15 protein-coding genes are annotated in these 15,145 nt (G+C 63.3%); 6 read left to right on the top strand and 9 right to left on the bottom strand.

All coding sequences use genetic code 11. The features are described 5' to 3' along the window. Positions 1–125: 125 nt before the first annotated feature. The 3 genes from RCH21_RS09315 to RCH21_RS09325 form a co-directional block, all read right to left on the bottom strand. Entirely contained in the window at positions 126–1,034 is a 909-nt protein-coding gene (locus tag RCH21_RS09315) for a DNA/RNA non-specific endonuclease (protein ID WP_326964119.1), read from the bottom strand. Between the two features lie 312 nt (positions 1,035–1,346). Then, positions 1,347–2,057: an ECF RNA polymerase sigma factor SigK gene (gene sigK / locus RCH21_RS09320; protein WP_326964120.1), complete on the bottom strand. Its 711-nt coding sequence runs from the start codon at positions 2,055–2,057 to the stop codon at positions 1,347–1,349. A gap of 105 nt (positions 2,058–2,162) precedes the next feature. Beyond that, a complete protein-coding gene (locus tag RCH21_RS09325; protein WP_326964121.1) occupies positions 2,163–2,477 on the bottom strand; it encodes a hypothetical protein in 315 nt (104 codons plus the stop codon). A 459-nt stretch (positions 2,478–2,936) separates the two neighbouring features. On the opposite strand from RCH21_RS09325, the gene RCH21_RS09330 reads away from it, so the two are divergent. From RCH21_RS09330 to RCH21_RS09340, 3 genes are all read left to right on the top strand, one after another. Beyond that, positions 2,937–3,233, top strand: a complete 297-nt coding sequence (locus tag RCH21_RS09330) for a DUF1349 domain-containing protein (RefSeq protein ID WP_326964122.1) — start codon at positions 2,937–2,939, stop codon at positions 3,231–3,233. A 141-nt stretch (positions 3,234–3,374) separates the two neighbouring features. Further along, complete coding sequence (locus tag RCH21_RS09335; protein ID WP_326964123.1) at positions 3,375–3,935, top strand: dihydrofolate reductase family protein; 561 nt, start codon at positions 3,375–3,377, stop codon at positions 3,933–3,935. Positions 3,936–4,385: 450 nt separating this feature from the next. Further along, positions 4,386–4,805 carry a toxin-antitoxin system YwqK family antitoxin gene (locus RCH21_RS09340; protein ID WP_326964124.1) on the top strand — a complete coding sequence of 140 codons (420 nt, stop codon included), beginning with the start codon at positions 4,386–4,388 and terminating at the stop codon, positions 4,803–4,805. Positions 4,806–4,900: 95 nt separating this feature from the next. Here the strand turns inward: RCH21_RS09340 and RCH21_RS09345 are convergent, their stop codons facing one another. The 6 genes from RCH21_RS09345 to RCH21_RS09370 all read right to left on the bottom strand — a co-directional run bounded on the left by RCH21_RS09345 (position 4,901) and on the right by RCH21_RS09370 (position 12,800). Next, a complete protein-coding gene (locus tag RCH21_RS09345; protein ID WP_326964125.1) occupies positions 4,901–5,590 on the bottom strand; it encodes a Type 1 glutamine amidotransferase-like domain-containing protein in 690 nt (229 codons plus the stop codon). Positions 5,591–5,751: 161 nt separating this feature from the next. Beyond that, positions 5,752–6,165 (bottom strand): VOC family protein, encoded by a 414-nt coding sequence (locus RCH21_RS09350; protein ID WP_326964126.1) that lies wholly within the window; start codon positions 6,163–6,165, stop codon positions 5,752–5,754. 455 nt (positions 6,166–6,620) lie between these two features. Then, positions 6,621–8,375 (bottom strand): amidase, encoded by a 1,755-nt coding sequence (locus RCH21_RS09355; RefSeq protein WP_326964127.1) that lies wholly within the window; start codon positions 8,373–8,375, stop codon positions 6,621–6,623. Continuing rightward, positions 8,375–9,484, bottom strand: coding sequence for an agmatine deiminase family protein (locus RCH21_RS09360; RefSeq protein ID WP_442784688.1), 1,110 nt, complete (start codon positions 9,482–9,484; stop codon positions 8,375–8,377). The genes RCH21_RS09355 and RCH21_RS09360 overlap by 1 nt, the downstream gene beginning before the upstream one ends. A 256-nt stretch (positions 9,485–9,740) precedes the next feature. Further along, positions 9,741–11,291: an APC family permease gene (locus RCH21_RS09365; protein WP_326964128.1), complete on the bottom strand. Its 1,551-nt coding sequence runs from the start codon at positions 11,289–11,291 to the stop codon at positions 9,741–9,743. A 114-nt stretch (positions 11,292–11,405) separates the two neighbouring features. Then, positions 11,406–12,800 carry a flavin monoamine oxidase family protein gene (locus tag RCH21_RS09370; RefSeq protein WP_326964129.1) on the bottom strand — a complete coding sequence of 465 codons (1,395 nt, stop codon included), beginning with the start codon at positions 12,798–12,800 and terminating at the stop codon, positions 11,406–11,408. 657 nt (positions 12,801–13,457) lie between these two features. On the opposite strand from RCH21_RS09370, the gene RCH21_RS09375 reads away from it, so the two are divergent. The 3 genes from RCH21_RS09375 (at position 13,458) to RCH21_RS09385 (ending at position 15,140) form a co-directional block, all read left to right on the top strand. Continuing rightward, positions 13,458–13,793: a TetR/AcrR family transcriptional regulator C-terminal domain-containing protein gene (locus RCH21_RS09375; protein ID WP_326964130.1), complete on the top strand. Its 336-nt coding sequence runs from the start codon at positions 13,458–13,460 to the stop codon at positions 13,791–13,793. A gap of 105 nt (positions 13,794–13,898) precedes the next feature. Further along, the gene (locus tag RCH21_RS09380) at positions 13,899–14,576 is read left to right on the top strand and encodes an MFS transporter (RefSeq protein WP_326964131.1); all 678 of its coding nucleotides are present in this window, start codon (positions 13,899–13,901) and stop codon (positions 14,574–14,576) included. Between the two features lie 3 nt (positions 14,577–14,579). Beyond that, positions 14,580–15,140 (top strand): hypothetical protein, encoded by a 561-nt coding sequence (locus RCH21_RS09385; RefSeq protein WP_326964132.1) that lies wholly within the window; start codon positions 14,580–14,582, stop codon positions 15,138–15,140. Positions 15,141–15,145: the final 5 nt, after the last annotated feature.

A 15,145-nucleotide genomic window follows, 5' to 3' on the forward strand; every position in this document is an offset into this window, starting at 1 on the left:
GTCACCCTCGGCATGGGCTGGCTCAGTGCACTGTCGATTCAAGCACGCGCCGCCCCAGCCGGCGCTTGAGGAACGAGCGTTGTTCCGAGGCCTTTCCGAGTGCGGGATGCGCTCCGGGCTCAGGATCAGCACGGGAGGTCGAAGTCCAGATCGAGGCACTCGGGGCTGGAGAGCTCACGCCAGGTCGAGGTGATCCGTGCGCTTGGCAGTGCTGCTGCGATCGGCATCCGGTCGACGGCGATCAGCTGTGCCAGGTTCAACCCGGTCAGTGCGGCGAGGTCGCGGATCGGTACCTGAAAGGTGCGGAACGGGCCCAGCGGGGGTGCGTCGTCGCCGACAGTGCCTGGCTTTGGGACGTCGTCGAGGTCGGCGAGTTGCGGGGTTTGGTCGACGACGTACCCGGTGGCTGCAAGTGATCCCTCTTGCAGGAACACGGCGATCTTGAAGTAGCGCAGCGGGATTTCCACGCCCCGGTACACGGGGTCCAGGTCGCTGAAAATCGGGCCGGTGAACACGATCAGGCGCCGGCCGTTGTCGGCGGCGTTCTCCAGGAGGTAGGACTCCAGTCCCAGCCAGAGCTCGAGGCCTTGGTTGAACTTGGCCGCCTGTGGGGCGGCGTTCGTGTAGTGGAATGTGTCCTCGTTCGCGGTGGCTGCTTCGGTCCGGGTGTCACCCCAAACGGCGGAGGCGCGGCGGACCAGGTGCCCGCGGTCGATGTCATTGCGGGCGTAGACCCGTTCTCCGGTCTGCAGGTCCTCACCGATCCGCGGATCCAGCCGCCACTGGATCCCGGACCGGTCAAGGTCCATGAGCTTCGCGCCATCGATCTCAAGGGCCGTGACGGCCGCCAAACGCTTGTCCGGGCGCAGCAACACCGAGAAGTGCATGTACGGGAGCAGGATCGTCTCGATGCCGTCAAGAGTTGGGATGGGCACCATGACGCCGAGGAAGTCCTCGTCGAAGCCCTCACGGTTAGCGAAGCTGGCAGCCGTGGCAGTGTGCGCGGTCTGAGGTGCAGGCAGTGTGACGTCCATTCGGCGAAGCTACCAGCGGCAGGCGACATGGGGATGAACGGTTCCGGCCTAGAGCGTGATCAGGCCGGCTGCGATAATCACTGGGCCGTTGGCCAGCAACAGGACCGACATGGCGGCCCTGGCTGTGGCTAAGCTGGCCACGAGCCCGGGCTGTCGGTCCCCGCCGATGTTGAGGGCAGACTGCCGTATCTGCGCCCGTTTCTGCTTGAGGTCGCCCTACGACCCAGAACATCACCACCGCGAGTAGGGCGCCCAGCGACGGAATCACCCCTCGGTGCTCACCCAACTATCGCCCTTGCCGACCTGACCCGGTCACTGGTGGCCCTGTAAGGAGGAGCTGAGGCGTTTGATGCCGTCACGGATGCGAGTTTTCGCGGTCGGCACGGGGATGCCAAGGTGGTCGGCGACCTGGGTGTAGGTCATGCCGGCGTAGTAGGCGAGCTCAATGGCCTCACGCTGCACATTCGAGAGTGATCCCAGGGAGATTCTGATCGCTTCAGTTTCGGCTCGCTGGATGACGGTGTCCGCTGTTTGGTCGTAGTCGATGTCATGGTTCTTGATTCCCCACCGCAGGTCCCTGACGCGGTGGGATTGTTCGGCGCGGACCTTGTCCACGGCCCGACGGTGCGCAATTGTCATCATCCACGACATCCCCGTGCCCTGGGCGGGATCGAAGCGGGCCGCACCATCAACCCAGAGGGCAAGGAACACGTCCTGCGTCGTTTCGGCACTCATCTCCGCGTCCACGAGGACCTTGCGCACAAGCCCGAACACGCGGTGCGCGGTGCGCTCGTACAGATCCTCGAACGCCGGCGCATCGCCCTCAGCCACACGCATCAGCAATGTCCCTACCTCACACACCTGCCGGACCGGGTGAAGTCCAATGCCGGTGCCAGGGCCGGCATGCGTTCCGGCATCGACACCGGTACTGGGTTTGGTGTGGGGGTTGGCAGGCGCTGCGCCCGTATCCGCCGAGCACGGCCGTGTAGTAGGGGAGGGGATGGGTAGCTGAGCTGTGCGCATGTGGTTGAGACCTTTGAGACCGGCGGATTGTTACTGCGTTCAATCACATGCTCCCGACGCGGTTCGCCGTAACCATCTGATTGTGAAGAGTTGGATACGTGCGGATTATCGGTCGTGGTGGGGTTCAGGCTGGCGGTGTGCCCACAGTTCCCGCTCTTCGAGCCGGCTCACCACGGCGGCGTAATGCTCCCGCGCACCATAGGGCGGAAAGTCCTCATCCAGCGCACGGTACAACTCGGTGCACAACACCCTGAGCTCGCGCGTCGACACCGAGGACAGGTCCGAAGGGATGAGCGAGTCATGCTCAGTCCCGCCGGTGAAGACATCAAGATCAACGAGAACGGCCGCAGTGGTCCCGGTAGTTGCAGAGGCAGATACAGGGGCTTGGACGGCGAGAACGGAGAGCGGGAGAACTGACATGACGGGTCCCTTCGAAAGAAGTCCTGAGGCCCGCTGAAGGGCCGCTCGTCGAACCATAAGCGAAAGGTAGAGAGCTGTAAAGCTAGGGAGCTTAGCTAAGTGTAATCAGCAGGAAAGTAGCTCAAAACGTTGAGGAAGGCGGTGTGTACGTGCCCGCCAAGACCCGTATACGCACCGGCATTCGTCGTCTCGATCCATCTCTGCACTCCTCGACCTGGCCTACGTCATTGCATGCGAAAGGCAGCACCCGCCCGTGTAGTCGAGAGGGTTGTCAGGTGCGTGGTAGCAACCTGTCGCTAGCGAAGACGGGGCCTAAACCGATCGAGGTCCATGGTCAGGCTCAGTGCGTGGTCGACGGGATCCTGGCAGAGCCAATCGTGCATCATGCGCAGCCATCACAGTGCATCCTCGTCGTCTGTGAAGTACGTGCACGGTGATCAAACATAGATCGGCGCAGGCATGGAGCTCATCGACGGCGAAGAAAGCCTCGGAGCTGTCGTGACACGTGGCACCTCGGACTGGTCCCTATCCCCGGTGTCTGGCTGGAGAGGACGACTCATGACCATCCGCGGCAGCCGGTCCGGCAACGCACTCACCGAGCACGCCCACGTCGACGACGAACCCTGGCGGCTCGTCCGCGTCGCCCTCCTCGACGCGGATGCAACAGTCACAGCAGGATCCTTCTGCTGTCACCCTCCACCAGCGCTGACCTCACAGTCCACTTCACCTCTTGGCGACCACCCCGCCCGACGCTAGCCCGCACCCGAGACCCAACCCATAGAGATCAGGTGGGCATCTGCCCGCAAAGGCTATTCCTCAGGGTGAGGATTGATCGCTGACTGTGGTTTGAGTACTGTCCGGTGAAACGCGCTGCGCGCTTCCAGGGAGGGCAACGAGATGATGCAGCTTCGGTACTCGATCAACGTCACGCTGGATGGCTGCTGTCATCATGAGGCAGGGCTCCCTCCTGATGTGGAGTCGATGCGTTACTGGACCGCTGAGATGGAGCGAGCCGACGCTCTGTTATTCGGTCGGGTGACCTACGAGATGATGGAGGCGGCGTGGCGGCGGCCGGCCACGGGCACGTGGCCTGAGTGGATGGATGAGTGGGAGATTCCGTTCGCCGAGGCCATCGATGGGGCGAGGAAGCACGTCGTGTCGAGCACGCTGAGCGGGGTCGATTGGAATGCCGAGCTGGTGCGAGGCGACTTGGGGCCGGAGGTAGAGCGGCTCAAGCAGGCGCCAGGTGAGAACCTGTGGGTGGGTGGCGTGACGCTCCCTCTGGCGTTGGTAGATCTGGGGCTGGTCGACGAGTACGAGTTTCTTGTGCAGCCGGTTCTTGCTGGACACGGGCCGACGTTGCTGGCCGGTCTGCGCGAACGCGTCCAGCTCGAGCTCGTGAACCGCCACGAGTTCCGGTCGGGGGCAGTAGCCCTGCGATACCGGCCCACTCAGTAACGAGGAGAGGTGATTGTCCTGTCGCCTCAACAGTCCCGCCGTCGAGGAGTGCGGCGCGGAGCGGGAGTTGGTGCACTTCGTAGAGGTGCGTCCCGCTCCCAGGTGCATCTGGGTGGAGCCTCCGTAGTAGCTGGGTACCCCCAGCCCCCACAGGAAGTTGTGCAGATTCGTGTTGTCGATTTAGGCAAGGAAGGGTTTGGGTCGGCGCCGACGATTGCAGCATCGATGTGCCACATCACGGTGATTTGGTCATTGCGCCGGATCAGCCAAGCAATCCACCCCAAGGCCACCACCCCGTGCGCAAGCCGCTCCAACACCGGGACAGCCTGGTCCAGGCAGAGAGGGGCCTTACCCTCGGTCAATGGGACCCACTGAGTACCGAGTGATATCAGTACGCCAGCAAACCTTCGATACCGCGTGTAGTGATCTCATTCAGCTTGGGAGCATGATGTGAGCAACGAAGCGCCAAACGAAGAGGTACCGAATGAAAAGGATGCCTCGGGGCGCCGCGCCGGTCGCTGGGCGGAGAGGGATCCTCACGGCGGTACAGTCGTCGGCACCTACCTCGAAGGCAAGCGAACCGGCGAATGGATGCATTACTTCGGAGACGGGCGACTGCGGCCAGTGAGCAACTACGCCGCGGGAAGCCTCACCGGACCAGCGACCTGGTATCGCGCGACCGGTGGGCTGTTGCAAAGAGGTGGCTTCATCGACGGAGAAAAGCACGGGTTCTGGCAGCGGTGGAACGCAGCAGGAGCGACCATGGACGAGGGTGACTTCGACCATGGCAGCAAGACCGGCCAGTGGACCTACTTCAACCCGGACGGAACAGTAAAGCGCACGACGGTGCACCGCGGTCCAGCAACTTAGGAAGCTCGGAAGAGCATCGAGCTACGGGCACATGGCCTCCGACCTGAGGCAGCAACCGGGGCCTGTGGAAGGGTGTCAGAACTGCAGCGCAGTCCTCACGGCTTTCGCTCGGTCTCGTGATTGAACCGGTGCCAGTTCCCTTCCGAGACAATTCTCACGGTGCCGTCTACTACGGTAATCGCCGTCTGATCGTCGATCGCATAGGCGGGTCCACCAATATCCGTGGCCCACCGACGCGCGCTCTCGGACGTGTTGGAGGACCAGCCCGGATAGTCCAAGTGAGGGAAAATGGAAAAATTAACCACACCCATCGCGTCGTCGCTCCCATGGGGGTTCCATTCCAGGAATTGCCGGCCTATTCGAGGGGTCATCACCATGCTGCCGGCGCTCACGCCGACCCAGACGATGTCCGTGAGCGATGGCAGTAGATCTGCCAGGCCCGACTGTCGCATCCAATGCGCGAGGTACATCGCCTCCCCACCATCTACGAGGAGAACGTCGGCCTCTCGCACCCAGGGCAGCCAGCGGTTCGGCGCAATGCTCGGCAGTACCGTCAGCTCCAGAACGCCGATCGACTTCCAGCCCAGGTCGACGAGACCTTGCTGGTTCGGCCCCCGGCCAGCTGTCGAGGTCCATACCGTCTGCGGGGAACACATGGGCTGTCCCCATTGTGCGGTCGGGATGAAAAGGGCATCGCACTCTTCAACGGGCTTTCCGAGCATTTCCACCAACATCCCGCGGATCGTCGCGTTGGTGACGCCTCCAGATGTCAGCAGCAGCCTCATTGTCGAATCCTTTCCTGTCCGAGCGCGTTGTTCCCCTCGCCTAATTGGTCCACGTGGCAGACGCAGCGACAGTGCCATTTTCATCCCTCGTCCGCGAGTCCGCTCCCATGGAATGAAACATCATGAGGGGATCCCTCAACGGATAGCGGACGTCACGCGCTTCAGGCGACGAAGATGCAGAACGGGTGACCGGCCGGATCGGCGTAGACGTACAACGGCTCGTTCAGGTCGTCCGTACGATCGGATCGGAGCTCTGCCCCTAATGCCAGCGCCCGGGAATGGTGATGCTCGAGTGTTTCCCGGTCGGGAACGGTCAGATCGAGGTGCATTTGCATCGGCACATCAGGCAAGGGCCATGTGGTCCGTTTCAGGTGATCAACCCGCTGAAAAGCGAGTCTGCGGTTGCTCTGTGCATCAGTGAGAACGAGCCAATCGACGTCGTCGGGCATGCCCTCACTCGCAGGCTCGTCTCCTGGCCGGTACTGGAGTCCGAGCAGTTGGCGGTAGAACTCCGCCAGTCCTCGCACATCAGTAGTGTCGAGAACCGTGTGAAGTATTTGAGGGTATCCATTCATGGGCCGAGACTAACGATGATCAAGATTCCCTGGCTAGCGTCTGCCGCACCGCCAGGAGGCTAGCTGGAGTCGTCGAGAAATGATCCCTCAGCGGGTCTCCCGCTAAGGGATGAGCTAGAGCGCTCTATGCAAGGCTCTCGAACACCATCGTTGCCTGCAGCAGCCCGTGCTCGAGGTCGCACGGGAGGGCGCCCACGGCTCGGTCCTCACGAGGTCACTGCCCCACGGCGCATGGAGGAGCAGCAGGACATGACCGTTGGACAGATCGGCCACGTCCTCGGAGTCAGCAGGACCACCATCTATCGAACTCTCAAGCGCGATCAGGTGACTCCACCAAAGGGCCGAAAGCCGAGAGTCGAACCGCCAGTGTGATCCGCCATCATGCTCGAAGTGATGAGGGCATGGCCAGCGGGTCGTACATGCAGCGTTCATCAACATAGGCTGACAGAAATCAACTATCGGATGGTGTCCTGCTTCTCGCTGACTGGTCGGGTGGCCAAGCGCGGGGTGCGGGGAGGGGCGGTACGTCGCGGCTCGCTCGTAGCTTCGAAGGCTGCGCTGATGCGCAGCAGTTCGGTGTCGCTATAGGCCGGACCGGCGAAGGTGAGTCCTACCGGCATCTGCAGGTCCGCAGCGATGCCCATGGGCACGGTGACGGTTGGTATGCCGAGGTGTCGGGGTACGAGGTTCCCGTTGGAGACCCATACGCCGTTACGCCAGGCGATGTCTGCAGACGCGGGATTTGAGTCGCTGTCCGAGGGTCCGATGTCGGCAGCTGCCGGGAAGACGACGGCGTCGAGGCCAAGCCGGTGCATCCATTGTTCGAGGTCGGTGCGCCTCGTCTGCTCGAGACCGTGCAGTCCTTCCTCGAGGTAAGGGATGTCGGTCAGGACAACCGTTGCGTTCCGGCGAATGAAGTCGGGGTACTCAGCTATATCGTCGTCGAAGCCTGTGTAGCGGTCATGAAGAATGCCGTCGGGCACGGGGAAGATCTGGCTTCCGTCGACGTCGGCCAGTGATGAGAGGTGCGGGTCACCGTTGGCCTGCAGGAAGTCGTGCCAGGCCCACGCCGAGAGGTCGACGATTTCGCTGTGCAGGTAATCGGGGCTGACGAGCCCTCTCGTGCTGATCGTCGAAGCGCCGGGCCGGTCGCCTTCGTAGTCGGACACGACGGGGAAGTCGACCTCGACGACGTCGGCGCCTGCTTGCTCGAGGTCGGCTCGGGCCTGCTTCCACAGCTGGATGATCGACTCCCGTGTCTCGATACGTCGGCCCGTCGGTCCTCCGAGGCCGGGGGAGGGCCCGGTGCCGGCTTCGGGGTCGGCGTTGATGTACATGCGAGGGACGCCGAGTCGTTTGCCGGCGAGGACCTGCCGTGCCTGGTCCGGTGTTCCTGTGCTGAGCTCGGTGTAGCTGTCGGGGCGTAGCTCGGATGAGGGAGGTATGGGAATCCAGGGCTGCGCACGCCAGAAGTCGCCACGCGTTTGGGGGTCGTCGGCGACGATGATGTCGAGGACTTCGAGCATGTCCGCCATGGTGCGGGTGTGGGGGACGACGACGTCCATGGTCGGCACCAGGGGCCAGTTGCCGCGCACGGAGATGACGCCACGGGACGGGGTGTAGGCGCACAGCCCGTTGTTCGACGCGGGGGCGCGCCCGGAGGACCAGGTCTCTTCGGCCAGTCCGAAAGCGGCGAAGCTTGCGGCGGTGGCAGTTCCGGATCCGTTGGAGGATCCGGAGGCGAACGCGGCAGTGAGGTAGTCGGCGTTGTAGGGGCTTTCGGCGCGTCCGTAGACGCCGCGTTGCATGCCGCCGTTGGCCATGGGTGGCATGTTCGTCAGTCCGATGAGTACGGCTCCGCCGGCGCGGAGCCGTTCGATGGTGAAGGCGTCCTGCTGTGCCACCAGGTCCTTGAACGCGGGGGAGCCGGCGGCGACGGTGAGTCCTGTGACCTTGTAGCTGTCCTTCGCGGTGTAGGGAATACCGTCGAGCGGGCAGAGGGTTTCGTTGCGTGTCCTGCGCTTATCGGAAGCACGTGCGTCGTTCAGGGCCTGGGGGTTCATGACGACAAGGGAGTTCAGCCCGATGCCACTGTGGTCGTATGCCTCGATCCGGCGGAGGTAGGCGGTGACAAGTTCCTCACTCGTCGTCCTGCCGGTGTTGAGCGCGTTCCGGAGATCGACGATGGTCGCTTCGACGACGTCGAACATCAGGACACCGTACTCGCGCGTGGAGCGGGCTGCTGCTGGGTGATGCAGTGAATACCCCCACCGAAGGCGAAGATGTCGCGGGCGTCGACCAGTTCAACCATGCGGTCGGGGTAGGCCTCCTGCAGGATCCGTTGGGCCACGGCATCATTGGGGTCGTCGAAGGCACAGAGGACGACGACGCCGTTGGCGATGTAGTGGTTGATGTAGGACCAGTCGACGAATTCGCCCTCTTCCCTGATGACGGTGGGGGCCGGCACGTCGACGATCGTCAGTGGTTGTCCCTCCGCGTTGACAGCTGCCTCGAGGGTCGAGCGCAGGAGCCGGGTGACGGTGTGGTCGGGGTGGTCAGGGTTGTCCTGGCGGTGCAGGAGAACAGTGCCGAGCGCTGTGAAGCTGGCGACGATGTCGACGTGTCCGCGCGTCCCGAATTCCTCGTAGTCACGACTGAGGCCTCGCGGAAGCCAGATCGCGTGATGTGTTCCGAGTCGAGCGTGTATTTCGGCTTCCACGGATGCTTTGGTGGCGGTGGGATTTCGTCCGGGGTCGAGCTGCACTGTCTCGGTGAGCAGGACGGAACCGCAGCCGTCGATGTGGAAGCCGCCGCCTTCGTTGACGAGAGGGCTGCTGGTCGCCGAGACGCCGGCCAGGTCGGTGACTTTCCGGCCGACCTGTTCGTCCTTGCCCCACGCGGCCCAGGACTGGGCGCCCCATCCGTTGAAGATCCAGTCGACAGCCTCGACCGACCCGTCCTCACTGTGTATGAAGGACGGTCCTGAGTCGCGGAGCCAGGCGTCATCGAGCAGCACGGGGTGAACCGTGATGCCCGGTCCGAGCATGGTTCGGGCGGTATCGAGGTCTGCCGGGTCGGCTATGACCGTGACGGGTTCGTAGCGTGCGATGGTGTTGGCGACGCGGACCCAGGCTGTGCGGGCGCGGGCGAGCGTGTCACTTCCAGGGAGCCCGAAGGTGTCATTGGAGGGCGGGAAGGCCATCCAGGTGCGTTCGTGAGGTGCCCACTCGGCGGGCATCGTCGTCACGCCCAGTGCACCAGGCCGGTCTGTTGCCGGGTCCGTCGCTGTGCCGGGCACAGCGGTTTCTGAAGGGTTCATGGGATCTTCTTTTCGTCGTGGTGTGCGCTCGAGGCGGGGAGGATTCCCTGCAGGCCCTTAGTCCGTTTCCGGTCCTGAGCAGTATTCGCACCGGGGTGTGCATAAAGGATCTACGTGAGCATTGTGATCCCTGGTCGTGGCGGGAGTGAGTGGTGGGAGTGTCTGGTGGCGGGTCGAGATCATCGGGGCGTTCCCCTTTCATACGGGCACGAGCGGTCAGCGGTCAGCGGTTATCGGTCGTGACTTCGGAGCGCGGTCACTCGGGGATGACGAGTGCGGAGGACTCTTCGGTGAGCGTCTGTCCCTTGAAGAACTCGGGGTTGCGGGCCCGGATGATCAGCATGATGACGGCGCCGGCTACGAGAATCCCGATCCCGATGACGAAAACGAGGCCTACGCCGAAGAGTTCCGAGCCGCTGCCGAAGGCGGGGTCCCAACTGTCGATGGCGGTCTGCAGGAAGACGACGATCAGGCCCAGGCCGCCGAGGAGGGGTGCCACGAACCGGAAGAGGATGTTGCGGACGCTGCTGAACAGGGATGCTCTGAAGTACCAGACGCAGGCCAGCGCGGTCAGTCCGTAGTAGAAGCAGATCATCAGTCCGAGGGCCTGGATCGTGTCATTGAGGACATTCTCGCTGATGATGCGCATCAGGACGTAGAAGCCGCCCGACAGGACGCCGGCGAAAATTGTGGCGTAGACGGGGGAGTTGGTGTTCGGGTTCACGGATCCGAACCTGGCCGGTAGGGCCTTGTAGTAGCCCATGGCGAGCAGGGTGCGCGCGGGGGAGACGAAGGTTGACTGCAGGGACGCGCCGCAGCTCGAGAGAACGGCCAGCGACAGGAGGATCGCGAACGGACCCATGACGGGTGTTGCGAGGGAAGTGAAGATGTTCTCCGAGTTGTCCGGGTTGTTCAGGCCGATGCCTGTGTCCCCGGTGCCGGCGAACATGATCGTGGCGATGGAGCCGATCAGGTAGATCGCGAGGATGACTGCCGCGGCTATCGTCGCTGCGAGACCTGAGGTGCGGCGGCCGTTCTTGGCTTCCTCGCTCACGGTCAGGCAGACGTCCCACCCCCAGAACGCGAAGATCGACAGGGACAGTCCGGCGGCGAAGGCCGAGAAGCTCTCGATGCCGAGCGGGTTGAACCATTCCCAGCTGAAGGCCAGGCCGGAGGCGTTGCCGGCCGCGATGCGGCTGAAGGCCTGGATGGTGTACCAGGCCAGGACGAGGAGCTGAAATCCGACGAGGACGTACTGCACGGACTTGGTGGTGCGGATGCCACGGCAGGACACCCAGACGGCGAGGGCCATGAAGGTTAGGCACGTGACGATGTTGATGGCCTTGTTCGTCGTCAGGTCGGCGAGGGAGTCGTTGCCGGTGAGTTGTGCCAGGAACAGGTAGAAGAAATCGACGGCGACGCCGGCGAGGTTGGAGAGCACGATGATGTTGGCTGCGAGCAGGCCCCAGCCCCCCATCCAGCCGATGAACGGTCCGAAAGCCTTGGTAACCCAGGTGAAGGTGGTGCCGCTGTCCGGGGAGTCGGCGTTGAGCTCTTTGTAGGCGAGCGCGACCAGGAACATGGGGATGAACCCGACGATGAAGATCGCGGGGAGGTAGACGCCGATCTCTGCCACTGTGAGGCCCAGGGTACTGGTGAGGACGTAGGCGGGGGCGATCGTGCTGATACCGATGACGACGATGGCGAGCAGACCGAGCTGTCCCCGTGCCAGCCCCTTCGGTGACAGGGATGGCGTGTCCTGGGGTGTGCGTATGGTGCTGGTCGCTCCGCTGACTGATCTGTTCATGGTGCGCCTTTTCTGACTGGGCTGGGGGTCGTCGTTGACCCGTGCATGGATTGTGATGACCTGGTGTCTCGATGACGGGCACGGTTGTGCTCCGCCATCAGCAGGATCGTTCAGTCAGGCGTGTGTGCCGACTGTTTGGGAGGAGAGTGCTTCGGCGATCCGTCCAGCAGTGAGCTGGCCCATGCGAATGGCGCCGTCGACGTGCTGGTAGCCCTCTGCGGCGAGGTCGGAGCTGGCCCAGTAGATCGGACCGACGGGGGTGAGCTGGTGGCGGGCGTAGCGGTGCAGTCCGCCGAGGTCGTAGCTGGCGGCGTAAGCGCCTCGGGTCCATTCCTCGGAGGCCCAGTCGGACTCGTAGTACACCTCAGGGTCGAGCGCTGCGGGGCCGAAGAACTCCGCAATGGATTCTAGGATGCGCCGGCGTCGTGTCGCCGGTTCGAGGTCTAACATGGCGTCGGCTTTCTCGTCGGATATGAAACCGACGAGTGTTCCGCGTGGGTCGTCGTGGTTGGTGTTGTCGTACACCTCCTGGACGATGGAGCCGGCACTGAAGCCCGTGCCGTTGAGCCCGTGGTCGCGCCAGAACGGGGTGGCGTAGACGGCATGGACCTTGATGACCAGGCCCAGGGACTGGTGCTGGTGCATCTGGTGTTGCCTGCGGGGAAGGGCCGGCTCGTAGCTGATGCGCGAGTAGAGGTTCGGCGGGACGGCGACGACGGCGTAGCGGGCGTTGACGGTGACGTCGTCGGTGATCGCTTCGACCCTGGTGATGCCGTTGTCGTTCAAGGAGTGGCGCAGCGTGCGGACGGGACTGTTCAGGACGACGGAGTCGCCGAGGTCTGCGGCCATGCGTTGGGAGACGGACTGCATACCGCCGATCACGCGCTTGTCGAGGATGAAGTCCTCGTCGACGAGGTGTGAGAACGATCCTGCCGAGGCTGCCATGAGGACGGCTTGCAGGGCGGAGAAGGCATGGGCGGGTTTGGTCAGCATTCCTCCGGCAATGAAGAGGCCGATGTTGTTGCAGGCCTCCTCGTCGGTGGACTGTTGCCGGAGCCAGTGGTGGAAGGAGATGGTGTCCAGCTCGCGGGCCTGGGGGTGCTCCCAGGGGGCTGCGGGGTTCATCCGGCCGGCAAGGTCATCGAGGATTCGGATCAGGCGCTCCATCTCCGATTGTGTCTCCGGAAGCGCCGGGAACATGTCTCCGGTGTAGCGGGTGGCTTCGCCCGTGGAGCCGATGTACAGCGATTCCCCGTCCCGGTATCGCGAGTATGTTGCGAGTCCGAGCTCGTCCAGCAGCGCGATCAAAGCGGTCTGGTCCGGGGACACCCATTGCCCGCCGACCTCGAGCATGGCGCCGTCGATGATGTCGGTGTGGGTGCGGCCGCCGACCCTGTCACGGGCTTCCAGGACGGTCACGGAGTGTCCTGCCCGGCGAAGCTCTCTGGCGGTCATCAAACCGCAGGGTCCTGCTCCGACGATGACGACATCGCTGTCAATGGTGCGCATGGTGCTCTCCAGGATGATCGACGCCACAAAATGAATGACGTTCATTTATTTTGGATCACTGTAGAGGACTTGGCTGATTTTGCACAACCCCAGATGGGTTCGTCCGAGCGCACTGCCGTGTCATCACAGGGCACGCCCCGCCGGGCGGGGAGACCGCCAAGGAAGGTTCTGACCCGGGACCTCATCACGCGGTCGAACCTCGACCTACCGCGACATCTTCGACTCCGGCAGCCTTGCCGAGGAGTTCCCGACCTTCACTGCCGCGGTTGTCAGCAGCAGACCCCCCGGCCCGTCTGAAAGCCGAGCTGACACTGCCTTCGAGGGAGGGCTGACCGCAATGATCAGCGGGTTATGGGATCAGATCGGGGTGCGCGCATGACGGACGCTCTGCCCAAGGTGGGGGCTCAACGACGGCGCGCGACTCCTGGTCGATCTGATCAGGAAAGATGAGTTCATGCCCCGACCCCGCTCTGCATTGCTGTCCGTCGAACTGATTGTCGAATCGGCCCTCGCCCAGGTGGACCGCACCGGCAACTTCAGCTTCCCAGAATCGCTGCTGAGCTTGGGGTAAGTCAGTCGTCGCTCTACAACCGGATCGAAAGCCGCGAGCACATCATCGAACTCCTGCGCGCGAGGATCTTCGAAGACAGAAGAGTGATGCAGGACGACGATGAGAGCTGGGAGCAGACCGTGCGAGCAGAAGCGGTGCTGCAGATGTACGAGGATCTGGCCGCCGCGCTTGAACGGTCCGGACTGCCACAGCGGGATGTGATGTCCGCGATCTCCCTCATCGACTACTTCGCCCTGGGGTCGGCCCTGGAAAGCACGGCGCCTGACAAGGTGTGGGATGTTTCCACCGAACACCATCCGACTCTTCGACGCGCCCTTCAGGAAGCGGGACCAACGGGAGACCGCGTGAACCGCGCCTTCGACTTCGGAGTTGATGCGCTCCTTGCCGGCATCGCCATGAGGACGAAACATAGAATTTACTGAAAGGGTTTCAAAAACCCTTGCAGCACAGTAGATCGGTCCTCATACTAAATGAACGCCGTTCATATGTGGTGGCGGCGATCACTCCTTCAGTGAACGAATCGCACCTTGACTCTGCCCGCTCCTTCCCATGATTCCCTGGTTCGTGTGCCCCTGACGGCAACACGGGCATTCTCCACTTTCGGTATCACCGTCGTCGGGTTCATGACCGCGAACCTTGCTCCAGTGATGATCATTGCCCTCACCGATCTCGGCTACAGCGCAACCGGTGCCGGCACGCTGATGACGGCCTGCCTTCTGCTCTCTGCGATGACGTGTCTGGCTACGGCCCGGTGGACAACGGGAAGCGGTCGGTACAAGGTTGCGCTCATCGGACTGGCACTCACTGCTTCAGGTTTCGGAGCGGCTGCAGTCATCGCGGATCCGACGATCGCCGCGATCGGCATCATCATCGCCGGCCTGGGAAGTGGAGGGGCGGTAGCAGCCGGGGGCGCAGCCCTGGCAGCACTGCGGGACCCTGACCGCGCCTCGGGCATCAGCGGATTCACCAACCGTGCCATCGTCGCCGTCGTCCTGTTCATCATTCCGCTGATCGGCATCGGCATGGGTAGCGCTTTCGGCATCCTCGCCGCCCTGGCACTGGCAGCCCTGTTCACGACAGGTTGGATGCCCGACCGCCCCAAGGGGGAAACCGGCGGTGCACTGAACATCGAGAGGTCACGCGCCCGGACCTCGCGCTCCACGAGGCTCGCCGGGTTCGGTGTCCTGGCATGCTTTGCCCTGTGAGCGTTGGGGGAGGACTCGCTGTGGGCCGTCGCCGCGGTCATGGGGGAGCAGCAGGCGAGCCTCGATGAAGCCGGGATGGCCCTGGTCCTGAGTTTGTCCACCGCCGGCGGGCTTGTCGCCTCCGCCGCCGTCAGCCTGTTCGGTAAGAAGCTCGGCCGGACTGTGCCACTTGTGACCGCGCTGCTTGTTGGAGCAATTCTGAAGATTGCGTCGGGGTTCGTCACGGACCCGGGCCTCTACCTGGTGGTCATCATCGTGTGGAACACCGTCTACATGGTGGCATTCCTCTATATTGTCGCGATCGCCGCAGCTCTTGATGCCACAGGTAAGTGGTCTGCACCGATCCTCGGTGTCTACCTCGTGGGCTCATCCTTCGCCCCCCTGTTCGGGACCGCGGTATCCGAGATGGTCGGCTTCGCCAACCTCGGCATCATCCTGGGCGCGATCACGCTCATCGTGCTGGTCCCGCTGCTGTTCATCTCGAGGTTCTCCCACCAGCAGGAAGCTGACCACGCCCAGGACACGACCCCGGGCGCCGAATTCCCCCACGCTGCCATCGTTTGAAAGCC

This window comes from Arthrobacter sp. PL16, assembly GCF_035985055.1.
Classification (GTDB): Bacteria; Actinomycetota; Actinomycetes; order Actinomycetales; family Micrococcaceae; genus Arthrobacter_D; species Arthrobacter_D cheniae.